This is a genomic window from Microbacterium esteraromaticum, assembly GCF_017303215.1.
GTDB classification, from domain to species: domain Bacteria; phylum Actinomycetota; class Actinomycetes; order Actinomycetales; family Microbacteriaceae; genus Microbacterium; species Microbacterium esteraromaticum_C.
In genome coordinates this window covers 37744-54429 of the sequence record NZ_JAEMWU010000001.1, presented here as the reverse complement: position 1 = coordinate 54429, position 16686 = coordinate 37744, and the positions used below count along the sequence as shown (strand labels likewise).

The 16686-nt window shown below is 69.9% G+C and carries 12 protein-coding genes; 6 read left to right on the top strand and 6 right to left on the bottom strand.

Annotated features, from left to right (window positions below):
• Window positions 1–29 precede the first annotated feature (29 nt).
• From JF543_RS00210 to rocD, 6 genes are all read left to right on the top strand, one after another.
• Window positions 30–3719 carry a proline dehydrogenase family protein gene (locus tag JF543_RS00210; RefSeq protein ID WP_206822404.1) on the top strand — a complete coding sequence of 1230 codons (3690 nt, stop codon included), beginning with the start codon at window positions 30–32 and terminating at the stop codon, window positions 3717–3719.
• A 189-nt stretch (window positions 3720–3908) separates the two neighbouring features.
• Window positions 3909–4331, top strand: coding sequence for a hypothetical protein (locus JF543_RS00205; RefSeq protein ID WP_206551129.1), 423 nt, complete (start codon window positions 3909–3911; stop codon window positions 4329–4331).
• On the top strand, window positions 4331–4546 hold the full coding sequence (locus JF543_RS00200; protein WP_179409874.1) for a helix-turn-helix transcriptional regulator: 216 nt from the start codon (window positions 4331–4333) through the stop codon (window positions 4544–4546). The genes JF543_RS00205 and JF543_RS00200 overlap by 1 nt, the downstream gene beginning before the upstream one ends.
• A gap of 1 nt (window position 4547) precedes the next feature.
• Window positions 4548–5558 carry an NAD(P)-dependent alcohol dehydrogenase gene (locus tag JF543_RS00195; RefSeq protein ID WP_206821600.1) on the top strand — a complete coding sequence of 337 codons (1011 nt, stop codon included), beginning with the start codon at window positions 4548–4550 and terminating at the stop codon, window positions 5556–5558.
• Window positions 5559–5683: 125 nt separating this feature from the next.
• Window positions 5684–6571, top strand: coding sequence for a dimethylargininase (ddaH, locus tag JF543_RS00190; RefSeq protein ID WP_412098035.1), 888 nt, complete (start codon window positions 5684–5686; stop codon window positions 6569–6571).
• The gene (gene rocD / locus JF543_RS00185; RefSeq protein WP_206822402.1) at window positions 6571–7767 is read left to right on the top strand and encodes an ornithine--oxo-acid transaminase; all 1197 of its coding nucleotides are present in this window, start codon (window positions 6571–6573) and stop codon (window positions 7765–7767) included. Before ddaH ends, rocD begins: the two co-directional genes overlap by 1 nt.
• Before the next feature lie 253 nt (window positions 7768–8020).
• Here rocD and JF543_RS00180 read toward each other — a convergent pair whose 3' ends face one another.
• The 6 genes from JF543_RS00180 to JF543_RS00155 are packed head-to-tail and all read right to left on the bottom strand — an operon-like array spanning window position 8021 to window position 16685.
• The gene (locus JF543_RS00180; RefSeq protein WP_206822401.1) at window positions 8021–9877 is read right to left on the bottom strand and encodes a BCCT family transporter; all 1857 of its coding nucleotides are present in this window, start codon (window positions 9875–9877) and stop codon (window positions 8021–8023) included.
• Between the two features lie 45 nt (window positions 9878–9922).
• On the bottom strand, window positions 9923–11524 hold the full coding sequence (locus tag JF543_RS00175) for an ABC transporter permease (protein ID WP_206822400.1): 1602 nt from the start codon (window positions 11522–11524) through the stop codon (window positions 9923–9925).
• Window positions 11521–12468, bottom strand: coding sequence for an ABC transporter ATP-binding protein (locus tag JF543_RS00170; RefSeq protein ID WP_206822399.1), 948 nt, complete (start codon window positions 12466–12468; stop codon window positions 11521–11523). The genes JF543_RS00175 and JF543_RS00170 overlap by 4 nt, the downstream gene beginning before the upstream one ends.
• Before the next feature lie 43 nt (window positions 12469–12511).
• The gene (locus JF543_RS00165; RefSeq protein WP_206822398.1) at window positions 12512–14101 is read right to left on the bottom strand and encodes a molybdopterin-dependent oxidoreductase; all 1590 of its coding nucleotides are present in this window, start codon (window positions 14099–14101) and stop codon (window positions 12512–12514) included.
• Window positions 14102–14159: 58 nt separating this feature from the next.
• The gene (locus JF543_RS00160) at window positions 14160–15344 is read right to left on the bottom strand and encodes a multidrug effflux MFS transporter (RefSeq protein WP_179409882.1); all 1185 of its coding nucleotides are present in this window, start codon (window positions 15342–15344) and stop codon (window positions 14160–14162) included.
• Between the two features lie 3 nt (window positions 15345–15347).
• Complete coding sequence (locus JF543_RS00155; protein ID WP_206824157.1) at window positions 15348–16685, bottom strand: MFS transporter; 1338 nt, start codon at window positions 16683–16685, stop codon at window positions 15348–15350.
• Between the last annotated feature and the right edge of the window lies 1 nt (window position 16686).

Here is a 16686-nt window from a genome sequence, read left to right as displayed (position 1 = left end):
TGACGCCGGCACGCGCCTAGTGTGGACACATGGCAGAGCAGTCGTCATCGCCCACCGGAAGCGACCTGGCGGAAGCGGCCGTCGAACTCGCCGCGCGCTGGGTTCTGCAGGCCGCCGATGAGCACGTCGACCCGGCCGCCGAGCGCCTCGCGGGAGTGCTGCAGGATCCGAAGGGGATGCCCTTCACCCTGGGCTTCGTCGACGGGGTGATGCGCCCGGAGAGCGCGTCGGCGGCAGCATCCAATCTGCATCGGGTCGCGACGCTCGCGCCCGACTTCCTGCCCTGGTACCTGCGCGGCGTGGTGCGGCTCGGCGGGGGCGTCGCCCCGCTGCTGCCCGTGCCCACCGTGCCGATCGCACGGCGCGTGCTGCGTGAGATGGTCGGCCATCTCATCGTCGACGCGCGACCCGACAAGCTCGGACCCGCGCTGCAGAAGCTGCGCGTCTCGGGCTCTCGGCTCAACCTCAACCTGCTCGGCGAGGCGGTGCTCGGCGAGGCCGAGGCGAAGCGCCGGCTCGACGGCATTCACGCGCTGATCCGCCGCGACGACGTTGACTACGTCTCAGTGAAGGTGTCGGCGATCATCAGCCGCATCTCGATGTGGGCGTTCGACGAGATCGTCGACCAGGTGATCGAGCGTCTTCTGCCGCTCTACGTGACCGCCGCGGCGAACGGCACGTTCATCAACCTCGATATGGAGGAGTACCGCGACCTCGATCTGACGGTCGCGGTGTTCACGCGTCTGCTGGAGGACCCACGGCTGAAGCGCCTTGAGGCGGGCATCGTGCTGCAGACCTACCTGCCCGACGCGCTGCCCGCGCTGCGCGAGCTGACCGCCTGGGCGCGCGACCGCGTCGACCATGGCGGTGCGCCCATCAAGGTGCGGCTCGTCAAGGGCGCCAACCTCGCGATGGAGAAGGTGGATGCCGTGATGCACGGCTGGCCGCAGGCCCCGTACACCACCAAGCTCGACACCGACGCGAACTACCTGCGCTGCCTCGACGAGGCCTTCACGCCCCGCAACGCCGCCGCCGTGCGCATCGGCGTCGCCGGGCACAATCTCTTCGACATCGCCTATGCGTGGTTGCTGGCGGGGGAGCGCGAGGTGCGCGACGCCATCGAGTTCGAGATGCTGCTCGGCATGGCGCAGGGGCAGGTGGCGGCCGTGGCCCGCGAGGTCGGCGAGGTTCTGCTGTACGTGCCCGTGGTCGATCCCGCTGAGTTCGACGTCGCGATCAGCTATCTCGTGCGCCGTCTCGATGAGAACGCGTCGCCGTCGAACTTCCTCTCGGCGGCGTTCCATCTCGCCGAGGATCCTTCGTTGTTCGAGCGTGAGCGGCTGCGCTTCGTGGATTCGCTCACCCGCAAGGACGACCGCACCCTGCAGATCGGGCCGCGGCGCACCCAGGACCGCAACGCACCGGCGCACGAATCCGTGCGCCCCGCACCGCGCCGGGCGGTCGAGCGCGAAGACCTCACCGGCGTCGTGCTCGATATCGCCCGAGGGTCGGAGGATGACGGCGACGCCTTTCTGCAGACCGCCGTGTACGCGCGTCACGAGCTGGCTGTCGCGGTGGACGGCACCGCAGGTGCCCCCGGTTTCGAGAACACCCCGGACAGTGATCCGGCGTTGCCCGCCAACCGCGAGTGGGCGCGCGGCATCCTCGCACGCGTCGCCGAGCCCGACGCGTGCGCCCTGGGCCTTGACTCGGTGCGTGCCGCGCGGATCGACGACGAGCGGATGCTGGAGCAGACACTCGACCGCGTACAGGCCGGCGGTGCCCAGTGGGGCGCGCGTCCGGCATCCGAACGTGCCGAGATCCTGCAGCGTGCCGCCGTCGCGCTGCAGACGCGACGCGGCGATCTGATCGAGATCGCCGCCGTCGAGACGGGCAAGGTGTTCTCGGAGGCCGACATCGAGGTCAGTGAGGCCGTCGACTTCGCGAAGTACTACGCCAGCCGCGCGCGTGAGCTCGACGCGGTCAGTGGCGCGCGTTTCGAGCCGGCGCAGGTGACGGTGGTCACGCCACCGTGGAACTTTCCGCTCGCGATTCCCGCCGGCGGTGTGCTTGCCGCGCTGGCGGCGGGATCCGGGGTCGTCTTCAAGCCCGCCCATCAGGCGCGTCGGTGCGCCGCCGTCATCGCCGAGGCGCTGTGGCAGGCGGGTGTCCCGCGGGACGTGCTCGCCCTCGTCGACCTCGGTGAACGCGAACTCGGACGCCGGCTCATCGCGCACCCGTCGGTCGATCGGGTGATCCTGACCGGCGCATGGGACACCGCGGCGCTGTTCCGCTCGTGGCGTCCTGACCTGCCGCTGCTGGCCGAGACCAGCGGAAAGAACGCGATCGTCATCACCCCCACCGCCGATCTCGATCTCGCCGTCGCCGACCTCGTGCGCAGCGCCTTCGGCCACGCCGGGCAGAAGTGCTCGGCGGCGTCGCTGGCGATTCTGGTCGGTCCGGTGGGCCGCTCCAAGCGGTTCGTGCGGCAACTGGCCGATGCCGTGAAGTCGATGCGGGTGGCCTGGCCGTCGGACCCCACAGCCGAGATCGGCCCGGTCATCGAGCAGCCGCAGGGCAAGCTCGCCTGGGCGCTGAACGACCTGGAGGGTGACGAGAAGTGGCTGATCCGCCCCCGATCGCTCGATGACAGCGGGCGGCTGTGGAGTCCCGGCGTGCGTGCCGGGGTGCAGCCGGGCTCGCGCACACACCTGGAGGAGTTCTTCGGGCCGATGCTGGGGGTGATGCACGCGGCGACGTTGAGCGACGCGATCGAGATGCAGAATGCCGTGGCCTACGGGCTGACAGCGGGACTGCACACGCAGGACCCCGCTGACCTCGAGCTCTGGCTCGACCGGGTGCAGGCCGGCAACCTCTACGTGAACCGGGGCATCACCGGCGCGATCGTGCAGCGCCAGCCATTCGGAGGGTGGAAGCGCTCGTCGGTCGGACCCGGAGCGAAGGCCGGCGGGCCGAACTACCTGGTCGGGTTGGGGCGCTGGCGTTCGCAGTCGCGGGGCAAGGTGTCGAGCACCTTGCATCTGCGGGGTCTCGACACCCGCATCTCGACGTTGATCGAGGCGGCGCAGCCCTCGCTCGGGTTCGACGAGTTCGAGTGGCTGCGGCAGGCGGCGCTCTCAGACGCCGTCGCGTGGGATCGCGAGTTCGGTCAGGTGCGTGACGTCTCTCACCTGGGGGTCGAACGCAATCTGTTCCGGTACCGGCCGGTTCCGGTGACGGTGCGTGCGACGTCGGATGCCGGGCTGCACGAAGTGCTGCGGGTGGTGTTCGCCGGCATCCGCGCGGGAGCGCCGTTCGTGCTGTCGGTGCCGGCGGGCCTTCCCGCCGGCGTGCGCGGGCAGCTCAGCGACCTGGAGGTGCTCATCGCGGTCGAGAGCGACGCGGAGTGGATCGACCGCATCGCGCGGCGCGGCGGTGCGGTCCACTCCGGAGGGGTGGATGCCGTGACGTCGGATGCCGGGGCTTCGGGCCGTGTGGATGCCGGGCGCGTGCGACTGGTCGGATCGCGCGAGGCCGTCGCGGCGCTGCACGCGGATCTGGCGCGTGCGGTGGCCGGTGACCCGGATCTCGCCGTCTATGACAACGAGGTGACTACGGCCGGGCGGCTGGAACTGCTGCCGTTCGTGCACGAGCAGGCGATCTCGATCACCGCGCACCGCTTCGGGGATCCCGACGACTGGAGCGCCGGGGTCATCTGAGCCGGCCCGCGCGGGGTGTTCTCGTCGCAAGCGGTCGTTCCGGTCGCAATTTGTGCCGCTTCCGCGGTGATGTTGCGGGAGATATTGCGACCTGAACGGGGCGACCGCGGCCCATGTAAAAGATTCTTGACATCGCGCCGCGGGTAGGCGTAGCCTCCGTGTAAAGAATCTTTTACACGGAGGTGTGTGATGGTCGCTGAGGAACGGGCCGCCTGGGCCGGACTGATCAGCCTGGTGCTGACGATCCCCGTATATGTGGTGGTGCTCGTGGGTGCTTCCGATCCCACGGCATCGTGGTTGCCGATCATGCTGTGGACGATCGGTGCCGGCATCGTGCTCACGGTGCTGATCATCGCGGTCTGGGCGCTCATCGCCCGTGCCCGTGAGGGAGACGCGGTCGCCGCCACCGATATCCGCGACCGCGACATCTCGCGCATGGGAACACGCGTCGAGCACGCCTTCCTGGTCATCGCCGGGCTCGGCGTCATCGCCCTGTGCGCGGTCAGCGCCGATGTCTTCTGGATCGCACAGACCATGTTCGCCGGGTTCGCCGTCTCGGCTTTCGTCGGCGGAATCGCCCGCGTGATCGCCTACCGGCGGGGGCTCATCTGATGGTCAAGCCGACACTGGTCACCAACAGCATCCGCGCGCACCGCGAACGCGCCGGGCTCACGCAGGCCGAACTCGCCCGCACCATCGGCGTCACCCGCCAGACCCTCATCGCGATCGAACAGGGCAAGTACTCGCCCACGCTCGAACTCGCCTTCCAGATCGCCCGCGCACTCCAGCTCGGGCTCGATGACCTCTTCCAGTACCCGGAGGATTGACATGACCGTTTCGACAACCACCATGACCGCCTGGATGCAGCACCGCTACGGGCCGGCATCCGGCATCCGACGCCACGAGCGCACCACCCCCGAGCCGCGACGCGGCGAGGTGCTGCTGCGCATCGAGGCCACCGCGCTTAACGCCGGAGACGTGCGGATCATGCTCGGCGACCCGCTGGTCGTCCGGCCCGCCTTCGGACTGCGCGGGCCCCGTCAGCCGGTCCGAGGCATGGATGTCGCGGGTACGGTCGTCGCCCTCGGCGACGGAGTGACGGATGCCACCGTCGGCGACGCCGTCGTGGCCGAACTGCCCGGCGGCGGAGGGCTGGCGCCGTTTGCGACGGCCCCGGTCGCTCGCTGCGTGCCGCGACCCGAGGCCGTGCCGCCGCAGATCGCGGCGACACTGCCGATCGCGGGCGGAACCGCCTGGCAGGCGCTCGACCTCGCCGGGGTCACCGAGGGCAACCGAGTGCTCATTCTCGGGGCCTCCGGTGGCGTCGGCACGTTCGCCGTCCAGCTCGCGGCGATCCGTGGTGCCGAGGTGCATGCCACGTCCGGCGAACAGCACCACCCGCTACTCTCCGGGCTCGGCGCCGCACGCGTGCTCGACCGGAACACCCCCGTGGACGAGCTGCCGCACGGTGAGTACGACGCGGTGATCCAGATCGCCGGCGGGCAGTCGCTGCGCGCGCTGCAGCGGCTCACTCGTCCCGGTGGCACGGTCGTGCTCGTCGGGGGCGATGGCGGACGCGTGCTCGGACCGATCCCTCGGATGCTACGGGCCGCTCTGCTCTCGATCGGATCGCGCCATCGCATCCGCCCCCTCGCAGCCGTCGCGAAGCCGGACATCCTCGCGAACCTGCTCGACCTCGTGGCACAGGGGCGCCTGCATCCTGTGATCGCCGACGAGTACGCATTCGAGGCGGCGGGCGAGGCAATGGCTCGCATCGAGACGGGGCACGCCGCCGGAAAACTCGTCGTGCACGCTGAGGATTCGCCCACTGCATCGTGAGCCTTCCCGTGAAATAATGATCACTGGCGTGCCCACGTGCATCTTCCCCGTCAGTGTTGCGGGTCGAACTTCCGCCGGGCCCCTGGACAGCGTCCGCCGCACCTTCACGAGGAGCCTCCATGTCCATGCCTGAGACCACCACCGCCACCGCCCCCACCCGCGTCGCCCACCACCGCCGCTACCTGATGTGCCGTCCCGAGCACTTCACGGTCAGCTACAAGATCAACCCGTGGATGGAGCCCGCCAAGCCCACCGACACCGCCAAGGCCCTCGAGCAGTGGCAGAAGCTGTACGACCTGTACATCGAGCTCGGCCACGAGGTCGAGCTGATCGAGCCGCTGGCTGGCTACCCCGACATGGTCTACACCGCCAACGGCGGATTCGTCATCGACGGCCGGGCGTACGTCCCCGAGTTCTACTTCGAGCAGCGCCAGGGTGAGGCCCCCGCCTTCGCCGAGTGGTTCCGCGCGAACGGCTTCGACACGGTTCTGCCCCAGGAAGTCAACGAGGGCGAGGGCGACTTCCTGCTCGCCGGCGACGTGATCCTCGCCGGCACCGGCTTCCGCTCCGCCGGTGACAGCCACCGCGAGGTGCACGAGGTCTTCGGACGCGAGGTCGTCACGCTCACGCTCGTCGACCCGCGGTTCTACCACCTCGACACCGCGCTCACCGTGCTCGACCCGGTAGTGGGTCACGAGAACGGCGGCCCCGAGCGCGCCAACATCGCCTACCTGCCTGGCGCGTTCGACGAGGCATCCCAGCGCATCCTCGCCGAGCGCTTCCCCGACGCGATCCTCGTCGCTGATGAGGACGGCGCCGTGTTCGGCCTGAACTCGGCCAGCGACGGCTACAACGTGATCATCTCGCCGCGCGCCAAGGGCTTCGAGAAGCAGCTGCGCGAGCGCGGATACAACCCGCTCACCGTCGACCTGTCCGAGCTGCTGCTCGGCGGTGGCGGCATCAAGTGCTGCACGCTCGAACTGCGCGGCGCGAAGACCGACGGGGAGTCCTGATGTCGACCTCGACGACCGCGCCGCTCGAACCGCACGTCGCCGAGAACTACAGCCCACTGCCCGTCGTCGTCTCCGAAGCCGACGGGGTGTGGGTGACGGATGCCGACGGCAAGCGCTACCTCGATCTGCTGGCCGCCTACTCGGCCGTCAACTTCGGTCACCGGCATCCGGCGATCGTGCAGGCGCTGACCGCGCAGCTGGGCCGCGTCACGCTCACCAGCCGCGCGTTCATGAACGACCAGCTCGAACCGTTCGCCGCGGCCCTCGCCGAACTGTGCGGCAAAGAGCTGGTGCTGCCGATGAACACCGGCGCCGAGGCCGTCGAGACGGGCATCAAGGTCGCCCGCGCGTGGGGGTACCGGGTCAAGGGCATCCCGGCCGGTCGGGCGCGCATCATCGTCGCCGACGGTAACTTCCACGGCCGCACCACGACGATCGTCAGCTTCAGCGACGATGAGCAGGCGCGTGCCGATTTCGGCCCGTACACGCCCGGTTTCGACGTGGCCGCCTACGGCGATGCGGATGCCATCGCGAACGCGATCACCGAAGACACCGCGGCCGTGCTCATCGAGCCGATCCAGGGCGAGGGCGGCGTGATCATCCCACCCGAGGGATACCTGCGCCGGGTCCGAGAGATCTGCGACGAGCGGAACGTGCTGTTCATCGCCGATGAGATCCAGTCGGGCCTCGGCCGCGTCGGCGAGACCTTCGCCTGCGATCGCGAGGGCGTCGTGCCCGACCTGTATCTGCTGGGCAAGGCGCTCGGTGGGGGCATCCTGCCTGTCTCGGCCGTCGTCGGCAACCGGGATGTGCTCGGGGTGATCCGTCCCGGCGAGCACGGCTCGACGTTCGGCGGCAACCCGCTGGCCGCCGCCGTGGGCACCAAGGTCGTCGAGATGCTCAGCACGGGCGAGTTCCAGCAGCGTGCCCGTCTGCTCGGCGCGCATCTGGCATCCGCTCTCGAACCGCTCATCGGGCACGGCGTGACCGCGGTGCGTATCGCGGGGCTGTGGGCCGGCGTCGATATCGACCCCGCGATCGGTACCGGGCGAGAGATCGCCGAGAAGCTGCGCGAGCGCGGCGTGCTGGTGAAGGACACCCACGGGCAGACCATCCGCATCGCGCCGCCGCTGGTGATCCGCGCGACCGAGCTGGACTGGGCCGTCGAGCAGCTGCGGCACGTGCTCGCCGCGTAGCCCGCGCGCACCGCACACAGCGCACGCAACGCACGCAACACCTCTCCTCCTCACGAGGGGTCAAGAAATGCCGCGTTCAGGGGGCTGGACTGCGCAGAATTTGACCCCTCGTGGGTCACGCAGCGCACGCAACAGCTCTCTTCTTCACGAGGGGTCAAGAAATGTCGCGTTCAAGGGGCTGGACTGCGCGATTCTTGGCCCCTCGTGGGTGGGGGGGTGGGCGCGTGGGGATTGGGCGCGAGCGCGCGGGGCGTCAGTCCTTCAGGAACGGGCCTGCGTCCTGCGAGGGAACGTCGGGGTCGTCGAGGCCGGCGAGCTCGTCCTGATCCACGAGCACGTCGACGTCGATCGTCGACGGCGACGCATCCACGTGGCTCTCGATCGCGAGTGCTGTCGGCGTGATGCGCGACGGTTCGGTCGGCGCCACGGGCAGCCCGAACCGGCGCTGCAGGCTACGCATCCATCGGGGCTGGGCTCCCAGCACGCCGGTGGCGTCGTGCGCCTCGACCTCCAGGCCGTAGTAGTCGCCGATCCGGTCGATGAACTGCGCACGCTCGGCCTTCGCATAGGCGCGGCGCTCACGGGTGAACGCCACGACAGTCGACCAGCAGATCAGCAGCATCACCACACTGAACGGCAGTGCGATCGTGATCGCCGCCGTCTGCAGCGCGGTGAGGCCTCCGGCCAGCAGGAGCGCGATCGCCAGCAGGGCCGTCGCCGCGACGAAGAACGTGCGGATCCACCGGCGCGGTTCGGGCTTGCCACCGGTGGCGATCATGCCCATCACCAGGGCGCCCGAATCGGCCGAGGTCACGAAGAAGATCGTCAGCAGCAACAGCACTCCGATGCTGACGATTGCCGACCCGGGCACGTGCTGCAGCATCTCGAACAGCGCACCCTGCAAGTCCACTTCGCCGTCGGGTCCGGTGAGGGTGCCCGGGTTGGCGAGTTCCATCGCCAGCCCAGAGCCGCCGAGCACGGCGAACCACAGGATGCCGAGCAGCGTCGGCACCATGATCACGCCGATCACGAACTCGCGCACCGAGCGGCCCTTCGAGACCCGGGCGATGAAGATGCCGACGAAGGGCGCCCATGAGATCCACCAGCCCCAGTAGAACGACGTCCACCCCGCCTGCCATTGCTCGCCGGCCTCGCCCTGGAACGCACTCACGTTGAACGACAGACCCACGAAGTTCTGCACGTAGTACCCGATCGACTGCACGAAGTCGCGCAACAGGAACTCGGTCGGGCCGACAGCCAGCAGGTAGAGCACCAGCAGCCCGGCCAGCACCAGGTTGGCGTTCGACAGCCACTTCATACCGCGGGTGACGCCCGACAGCACCGACATCAGCACGAACACCGAGATGATGAGGATCAGCACGACCTGGGTCGCCTCGTCGGGGTCGGCGAAGCCTGCCGCGTGCAGGCCCGAGCTCATCTGCAGCACACCGAGCCCGAGCGAGGTTGCGACGCCGAAGAGGGTGCCGACCAGGGCGATCACGTCGATCGTGTGCCCCCAGCCGCCTTCGACGCGCTTGCCGAGGAGCGGCTCGAGCGTCCACCGGATCGACACGGGACGCCGACGGCGATGGATCGCGTACGACAGGGCGAGACCGATCACGACATAGATCGACCAGGCGTGCACACCCCAGTGCAGGTACGTCTGCCCCAGCGCCCCCTGTGCGAGCTGCTCGGGTGTTCCGGTCACGCCGGGCCGCGGGCTCACGAAGTGGCTGAGCGGTTCGCTGACACCGTAGAAGACCAGACCGATGCCCATTCCGGCGGCGAACAGCAGCGAGAACCAGCTCATCAGCGAGAACTCGGGCTCTTCGTCGTCTCGCCCGAGCTTGATGTCACCGAACCGGCTGAAGCCGAGGAACAGGCTGAACGCGACGAAGAACGCCGCGATCAGCACGTAGTACCAGTTGAAGGCGTTCACGATCGAGGTCTGCACGGCCGCGAACACCTCTTCGGCGACCTGCGGGAACAGCAGGGTGAACAAGACGAACGCGATGATGATCGCCGCCGCGGGCCAGAAGACCCATCGCAGAACCTGGGGTTCGCGCGTCTCGGTCTCGGTCGTCTGAGTCGCCTCGCCGTGTCCGCTCATGCCCTCCACGCTATCCAGTGCGGGTCACCGGTGACGAATGCGGCCTCAGGATGCGGGGTGCAACTCGCGTCGGCGCATCAGCCACAGCGCCGCCGCAGCACCCAGCACGGTGATCGCGAGCAGCCACCATCCGCCATTGACATCGATTCCGTCGGGGCCCGGCACCGGTGCCTGCGCGAACGGCGACAGCCGGGTCGCCCATTCCGGTAGCGAGAACAGCGGGCCGAACAGGCCGATGAGCAACGCGACGAGCACCAGCATCCACCCGAAGACGATCGTCGCTCGCGGCGCGACGACGAAGACCACCGCGGTCAGCGCTAGGATCACTGCGGCCGCCAGCGCCTGGCCCACGCCGGCGATGACAGCGTCGGCGACCAGGTCGGCACCGCCGCGCAGACCTCCCAGTGCCGATCCTGCGATCGCGGCGGCCAGGGTCAGCGCCGCCGCGGCAGCCGCCACCACGAGGTGCGATGCCAGCCAGCGGGTTCGGTCGACGGCGCCCGCCAGGACGGGCTCGGCGGTGCCGTGTGCTTCTTCCTGACGGGCCCGGCAGACCGTCTGCACAGCGGCGCACGAGGCGAGCACGCCGACGATCAGGTAGAAGACCACGACCATGCTCTGCTCGATGTCGTTCTGCTGCGACATCGCTTCGAGCAACTGCTGCACCGAGTCGATCCGGGCGAGCTCGTTCATCGCCGAGGTGAGGCTCGTGGCCAATACGCCGGCGATCAGCCCGCCCGTCGCCCACCCCCACGCGGCGCCGCGCGACAGACGCCAGGCCAGGCCGATCGGCGATCCCAGCATCCGCGACGCCGAGGCACGACCGTGCCGCTGCGGCACGATGCCCTCGCCGAGATCGCGCGTCGACTGCACGAGGAACGCTGCGCTCGCGAGCAGCGCGCCCAGGGCGATGCCCAGCAGCGCCGGCCAGGCGACGTCATCGGCGTAGGCGCGGGTGTTCTCGGCCCATCCGATGGGCGACAGCCAGGTCAGCGGGCTGCTCTCCAGACGGGTGAGGTCGTCGCTGGGCGTGCCGAGCGCGTTGCCGAGCCCGGCGGTCAGGTATGCCGCGACCAGCAGCCAGACGGCCAGGGAATTCGCGCCGCGTGAGGTGCGCATCAGCTGCGCCGACAGCAGCCCGACCCCGAGAAAGCACAGACCGACGGATGCCACGGCGAGCCCTGCGATGAGTGAGCCCGCGACCGGGTACCCCAGGGTGATGAACGCGAGGGCGATGCCGACGCCGATCACGGTGGTGACGAGGAGGCCGTGCAGGGTGGTCGCCGCCAGGGGCAGGATTCGCGCTGCGGGGGTTGCGGCGACCAGTTCGGCCCGCCCCTGCTCCTCATCGGTGCGGGTGTGGCGCACGGCGAGGAACACGCTCATCATGCCGACGAGCATCGACAGGAACGGGAGGATCAGGAACACCGCGACCTGCGCCTCGCCCGACCCGGACGGCAACCCGCGGAACAGCAGGATGACCGGATTGGCCATCACCGCGGCCAGCAGCCCGTGGCGGTCGGCCTCGGTCGTGAACGAGGCGGTGACACCGCCGACCGCGGCAGCAGCGAGCAGCGTCGTGCCGACGACCCACAGCGGCACCTGCAGGCGGTCACGGCGCAGCCGCAGCAGCAGGAGCGTCCTCATCGACGGAGCTTCCCGCGTGCGTCCACCGTGTTGGACGCTGTGTCGTTCACCACGTCGCCGTAGTGACGCAGGAACAGCTCCTCCAGCGAGGGCGGTTCGATGCGCAGTCCCGTCACGGCCCGACGGGAGAGTTCCGGGAGGACGGCGGTGACCCGGTCGCTGTCGACCGTGAATCGGGCGCGGCCGCCACGCACAGCGCCGTCGTGGGCTTCGGGGATCCCTGTCAGGGCGTCGTCGGAGGTCGCGTCGAACGAGACCTCGGTGCGGGTAAGGTGCCGCAGGTCGGTGAGGGTGCCGGTCTCGACGATGCGCCCCGCTCGGATGATCGAGACGTGATCGCACGTGTGCTCGACTTCGCTCAGGATGTGGCTCGAGAGCAGCACGGTCGCGCCGCCGTCCCTCAATCGGGTGAGCTCATGCCGAAACGTCACTTCCATCAGCGGGTCCAGGCCGCTGGTCGGCTCATCGAGGATGTACAGGTCGGCGGGAACCGCGAGAGCCGCGACGAGCGCGACCTTCTGCCGGTTGCCCTTCGAGTACGAGCGACCCTTCTTATGTGGGTCGAGCTGGAACACGTCCAGCAGACGCGCTCGCTGTGCGCGGTAGTCGGCGGCGTCGGTGCGGGCGCCGCGCAACCGGGCGAGCAGGTCGATCGCCTCGCCGCCCGACAGGTTCGGCCACAGGCTGACATCGCCGGGCACGTACGCGATGCGCCGATGCAGGCGCGCGGCCGACGTCCACGGATCCTCGCCGAACACCGACGCATCTCCGCCCGTCTTGCGCGCCAGCCCCAGGCACACGCGGATCGCGGTGGACTTGCCGGCGCCGTTGGGGCCGAGGAAGCCGTGCACCTGCCCGGCACCGATCTCGAGGTCGAGGCCGTCGAGGGCGTGCACCCGTCCGTACGTCTTCGTCAGCCCGCGCGTGCGGATGATGAGGTCCATGCGACAGGACGCTACTCCTGTCGTGCCGCCGGCGGAATGGGGCTCACGCCACGGTCGCGGTGACGGTGTGCCATCCGGTCGCGCCGTCGGGCGCGGGAGGAGCGGATGCCCCGGTCTGGGCGTTCCCGTCGGCATCGATCGCCCGGCAGCGCAGCACGTGCGCCCCCGGGGTGGCGCGCCAGGGCATCCGCCACTGCACCCACGTGTCGGACGAGAGCGCCGGGGCGAGCTCGGCACGCTGCCACGGCTCGTCGTCGACCTGCACCTCGACGCCGGATACACCGGTGCCGGGCTGCCAGGCGACGCCGGCGATCACGGCGTCGCCGGCGGTGATCTGCGCTCCCGAGCGTGGTACGTCGATGCGCGACTGCAGTTTGATCGGGCCGCGTGCCGACCAGCCGCGGTCGGTCCAGTACGCCCGCGACCGATCGAAGCGGGTCACCTCAAGGTCGGTCACCCACTTCGTCGCCGAGACGTACCCGTACAGGCCGGGCACCACCATCCGCACGGGAAAGCCGTGCTCCAGAGGGAGGGGTTCGCCGTTCATGCCGATCGCGAGCAGAGCGTCGCGGTCGTCGGTGAGCGCTTCCAAGGGTGTGCCGGCGGTGAAGCCGTCGGCCGAGGTCGACAGCACCATATCGGCGTCGGCGTGCGGCTGAGCACGGGCAAGGAGCTCGCGGATCGGGTATCCCAGCCACACAGCGTTGCCGACCAGGTCTCCACCCACCGGATTCGATACGCACGACAGGGTGACCGGTGCCTCGATCAGCGGCAGGGCGAGCAGCTCGTCCCAGGTCAGCCGCACCTCGTGGTCGACCAGACCATGGATGCGCAGCTGCCACTGCGCCGGGTCGACGGTGGGCACCACGAGGGCGGTGTCGATGCGGTAGAAGTCGCTGTTCGGAGTGATCAGTGGGCTGAGCCCGGCGACATCGAGCGCTGCGCCGGCCGGCGCCGCCGGAGCGGGCAGGGCCGGTCGGGGCAGGCGGATCGCGTCGCGCACGACCATGACCGCGGTCGAGCCGGCGCGGGCAAGCGTGCCGCCCACCGCCAAGGCGACCCCGACGATCGCGGCACCACCGGTCCAGGCGAGGAAGCGCCGCCGGGAGTGCGCGGACGTGTCAGATGGTGCGCCCTCCGGCGCGACCCTCTCGGACGGCACGACACCCTCGGCGGGCACGACCCCTTCGGCGGGCACGACCCCTTCGGCAGGCGCGAGCGAGAGCAGCGTGCGCAGGAACACCGCTGCGACGGCGCCCGCGATGACGGCGGGCAGCCACGACAGTGGTCCCGCGTCGGCCCGGGTGAGCGCGAGAACGCCGACTCCGACGCCCAGCGCGGCGAACGCGATGACGCCGACACCCCGCCACCGAGATTCGGCGACGCCTGCGATGGCCGCAACGGCGAGCAGCGCGACGCCGATGCCGATCAGCAGCGCGAGCTTGTCGGCCGTGCCGAACCAGGCGATCGCGGTGTCTTTCGCCCATGTCGGCGCCGCGTCGATGAGGGCGCCGCCGATCACGGCGAACGGGCTGGCCGTCGGAGCCGCCAGGGCCGCGACGAGCTCGCCTGCTCCTGCGCCCAGCAGCGCTGCCGCGCCACCGGCCGCTGCCGCCGCACCGGATCGCCTCACGACTCCACGTTACGAGCCCCGGCCCGCGTCGTGCGCCTGATCTTCGCGCGAGGCGGGGCTACGCGTTCCGGGCGCCGCGGGCGCTCGCCACGGCCAGCAGCACGAGTGCCCCGACGAGCGCTGCGAGCATGGTTCCGCCGAGAACCGCGGCCGAGACTCCGAACAGCGAGACCAGCGGCGGCACGAGGGCGCCCAGCAGCATCGAGACGGTGCCGAGCACGGCGGATGCCGACCCGGCGCTGCGCGTGATCTGGCCCAAACCGAGCGCGGTGAGCGAGGGGTTGTTGATGCCGTGCGATGACATGACAACGAACAGCGGCACCAGCAGCCACGGCAGTGACGAGTCGAGCATTCCGGCCAGCAGCACCGCGATCGCGGCTGCCGCGGCGATCGACAACGACCACCGCACGACCCGCTGAGCGGGGGCTCGGCGGGCGAGGCGCCGGTTGAGGGTCGCAGCGGCGAGGATGCCGACCGAGTTCGCCGCGAACACCAGGGCGAAGCCCTGCGGACTCAGACCGTACTGCTGCTGCAGCACGAACGGCGACATCTGCAGGTACGAGAACAGGGCGATCGAGGCGAGACCGAGCGTGGCGGCCGCGAGCATGAACGGACCGTTCGTGAGGGCCGCACCGATGCCGCGGAAGTCGTTGCGGATGCCACCGGCGGTGCGGTCGTCGGGGGCGTGCGTCTCGGGGACGGCGAGGGCGGCGACCGCGAGCAGCAGCGCACCGATCACGGCGAGCGTCACGAAGACGCCACGCCAGTCCGACACCAGGGCGATGCCGCCGCCCACGAGCGGGGCGAGCACCGGCGTGATGCCGAGCACGGCGGCGAGTGTGGAGTACGCCGCGACCGCTTCGGCACCCGAGAACAGGTCGTGCACCACGGCGCGGGCGATCACCATTCCGGCGGCGCCACACAGTCCCTGCACGATGCGGATGCCGATCAGCACCTCGATCGTGGGTGCTACGGCGCACAGCAGCGAGGTGACGATGAACCCGGTGATCGCGATGAACAGCGGCATCCGCCGTCCGTACCGGTCACTGATCGGCCCCCACAGCAGCTGGCCCAGCGCCAGGCCGATCATGCACGCACTCAGGGTGAACTGGGTCAGCGACTCGGAGGCGCCCAGGTCACTGCCGAGCTGTGGCAGCGACGGCAGGTAGACATCGAGTGAGAGCGGGCCGAAGGCCGTCAGCGCGCCGAGCGCGAGGAGCAGTGAGCGCGGATGCCGCTGCACGGGTCAGCGCTTGCTCTTGCGAAGGCGGGGCAGGCGGATCGGCGAGGTGATCGCGGTGCGCTCGTCGAAGGTCTCGGGTTCCATCGCGCGCACGACCGAGACCGGTCGGGTCTCGTCGAGCGTGAGCCGGAACCTCGCACCCTCGCGCCGGTGCAGGCGGCCGGACCACAGCATCCACCCGACGCCGATCCCGAATGCGATGATGCCGGCGACGCCGCCGACGACGATCGCGGTGCGCGCCGAGAACGCATCGACGATCCACCCGGCGATCGGCGCGCCGATCGGCGTCGACCCCATGATGACCGCCATGTACAGCGCGAGCACTCGGCCGCGCAGTGCCGGGTCGGTCGTCGTCTGCACGTAGCCGTTGGCGGTGGTCAGCATCGAGACGATGCTGAACCCGACGAAGACGAGCACGAACGCGTAGGTCCAGTACGTCGGCGAGAACGCCGAGAGGACGGATGCCAGCCCGAACCCTCCCGCCGAGAGCACCAGCACCCTCACCCGGGCGCGGTCGCGCCGCGCCGCGAGCAGTGCGCCCGCCACGGACCCGATCGCGAGTACCGAACTGAGCACGCCGTAGCCATCGGCGTCCTTGCCGAACTCCAGAGCCATCGTCGAGGCGAAGATCGGGAAGTTCATGCCGAACGCGCCGATCAGGAACACCATCACGAACACCACGACGAGGTCGGGCCGGCCCCAGACGTACCGGAAGCCCTCGGCGAGGCCACCCGAGCGGTGGTCCTTGGTGCGGGGGATCAGCTCGTGCACGCGCATCGCGAGCAGGGCGATGATCATGGCGAGGAAGGTGACGGCGTTGGCGACGAATACCCATCCGCTGCCGAGCACGACGATCAGCAGACCGCCGACGGCCGGGCCGATCAGGCGGGCCATGTTGAACGCCGCCGAGTTCAGCGCGACGGCATTCGAGGCGTCGTCGATGCTCACCATGTCCGACACGAACGCCTGGCGGGCCGGGGCGTCGAAGGCGTTCGCGACGCCGAACGCTGCCGCGAAGCAGAACATCAGCGGAAGCGTCATGACGCCGGTCAGCAGCAGCGCCGCGACGCCGAGCGCCAGCAGCATCAGCGTGGATTGCGTCACGAGAAGCACCTTGCGCCGGTCGAACCGGTCGGCCACCCAACCGGTCATGCTGACCAGCACTAGCGGTGGGCCGAACTGCAGCGCCATGGTGATGCCCATCGCGGTGGCGTCGTTGTCGGTCAGCTCGGTGAGCACCACCCAGTCCTGGGCGGTCGCCTGCATCCAGCCGCCGATGTTCGAGATGACGCCGCCGAGGAACCAGGTGCGGTAGTTGAAGGTGCGGAACGACCGGAACATG

Excerpts from the sequence above, each read along its gene's own strand:
- JF543_RS00205 (WP_206551129.1), top strand. The coding sequence starts at position 3,909 with ATGGTCGCTGAGGAACGGGCCGCCTGGGCCGGACTGATCAGCCTGGTG.
- JF543_RS00175 (WP_206822400.1), bottom strand. The coding sequence starts at position 11,524 with ATGAGGACGCTCCTGCTGCTGCGGCTGCGCCGTGACCGCCTGCAGGTG.
- JF543_RS00170 (WP_206822399.1), bottom strand. The coding sequence starts at position 12,468 with ATGGACCTCATCATCCGCACGCGCGGGCTGACGAAGACGTACGGACGG.
- JF543_RS00200 (WP_179409874.1), top strand. The coding sequence starts at position 4,331 with ATGGTCAAGCCGACACTGGTCACCAACAGCATCCGCGCGCACCGCGAA.
- ddaH (WP_412098035.1), top strand. The coding sequence starts at position 5,684 with ATGCCTGAGACCACCACCGCCACCGCCCCCACCCGCGTCGCCCACCAC.
- JF543_RS00155 (WP_206824157.1), bottom strand. The coding sequence starts at position 16,685 with ATGTTCCGGTCGTTCCGCACCTTCAACTACCGCACCTGGTTCCTCGGC.
- JF543_RS00210 (WP_206822404.1), top strand. The coding sequence starts at position 30 with ATGGCAGAGCAGTCGTCATCGCCCACCGGAAGCGACCTGGCGGAAGCG.
- JF543_RS00195 (WP_206821600.1), top strand. The coding sequence starts at position 4,548 with ATGACCGTTTCGACAACCACCATGACCGCCTGGATGCAGCACCGCTAC.
- JF543_RS00180 (WP_206822401.1), bottom strand. The coding sequence starts at position 9,877 with ATGAGCGGACACGGCGAGGCGACTCAGACGACCGAGACCGAGACGCGC.
- rocD (WP_206822402.1), top strand. The coding sequence starts at position 6,571 with ATGTCGACCTCGACGACCGCGCCGCTCGAACCGCACGTCGCCGAGAAC.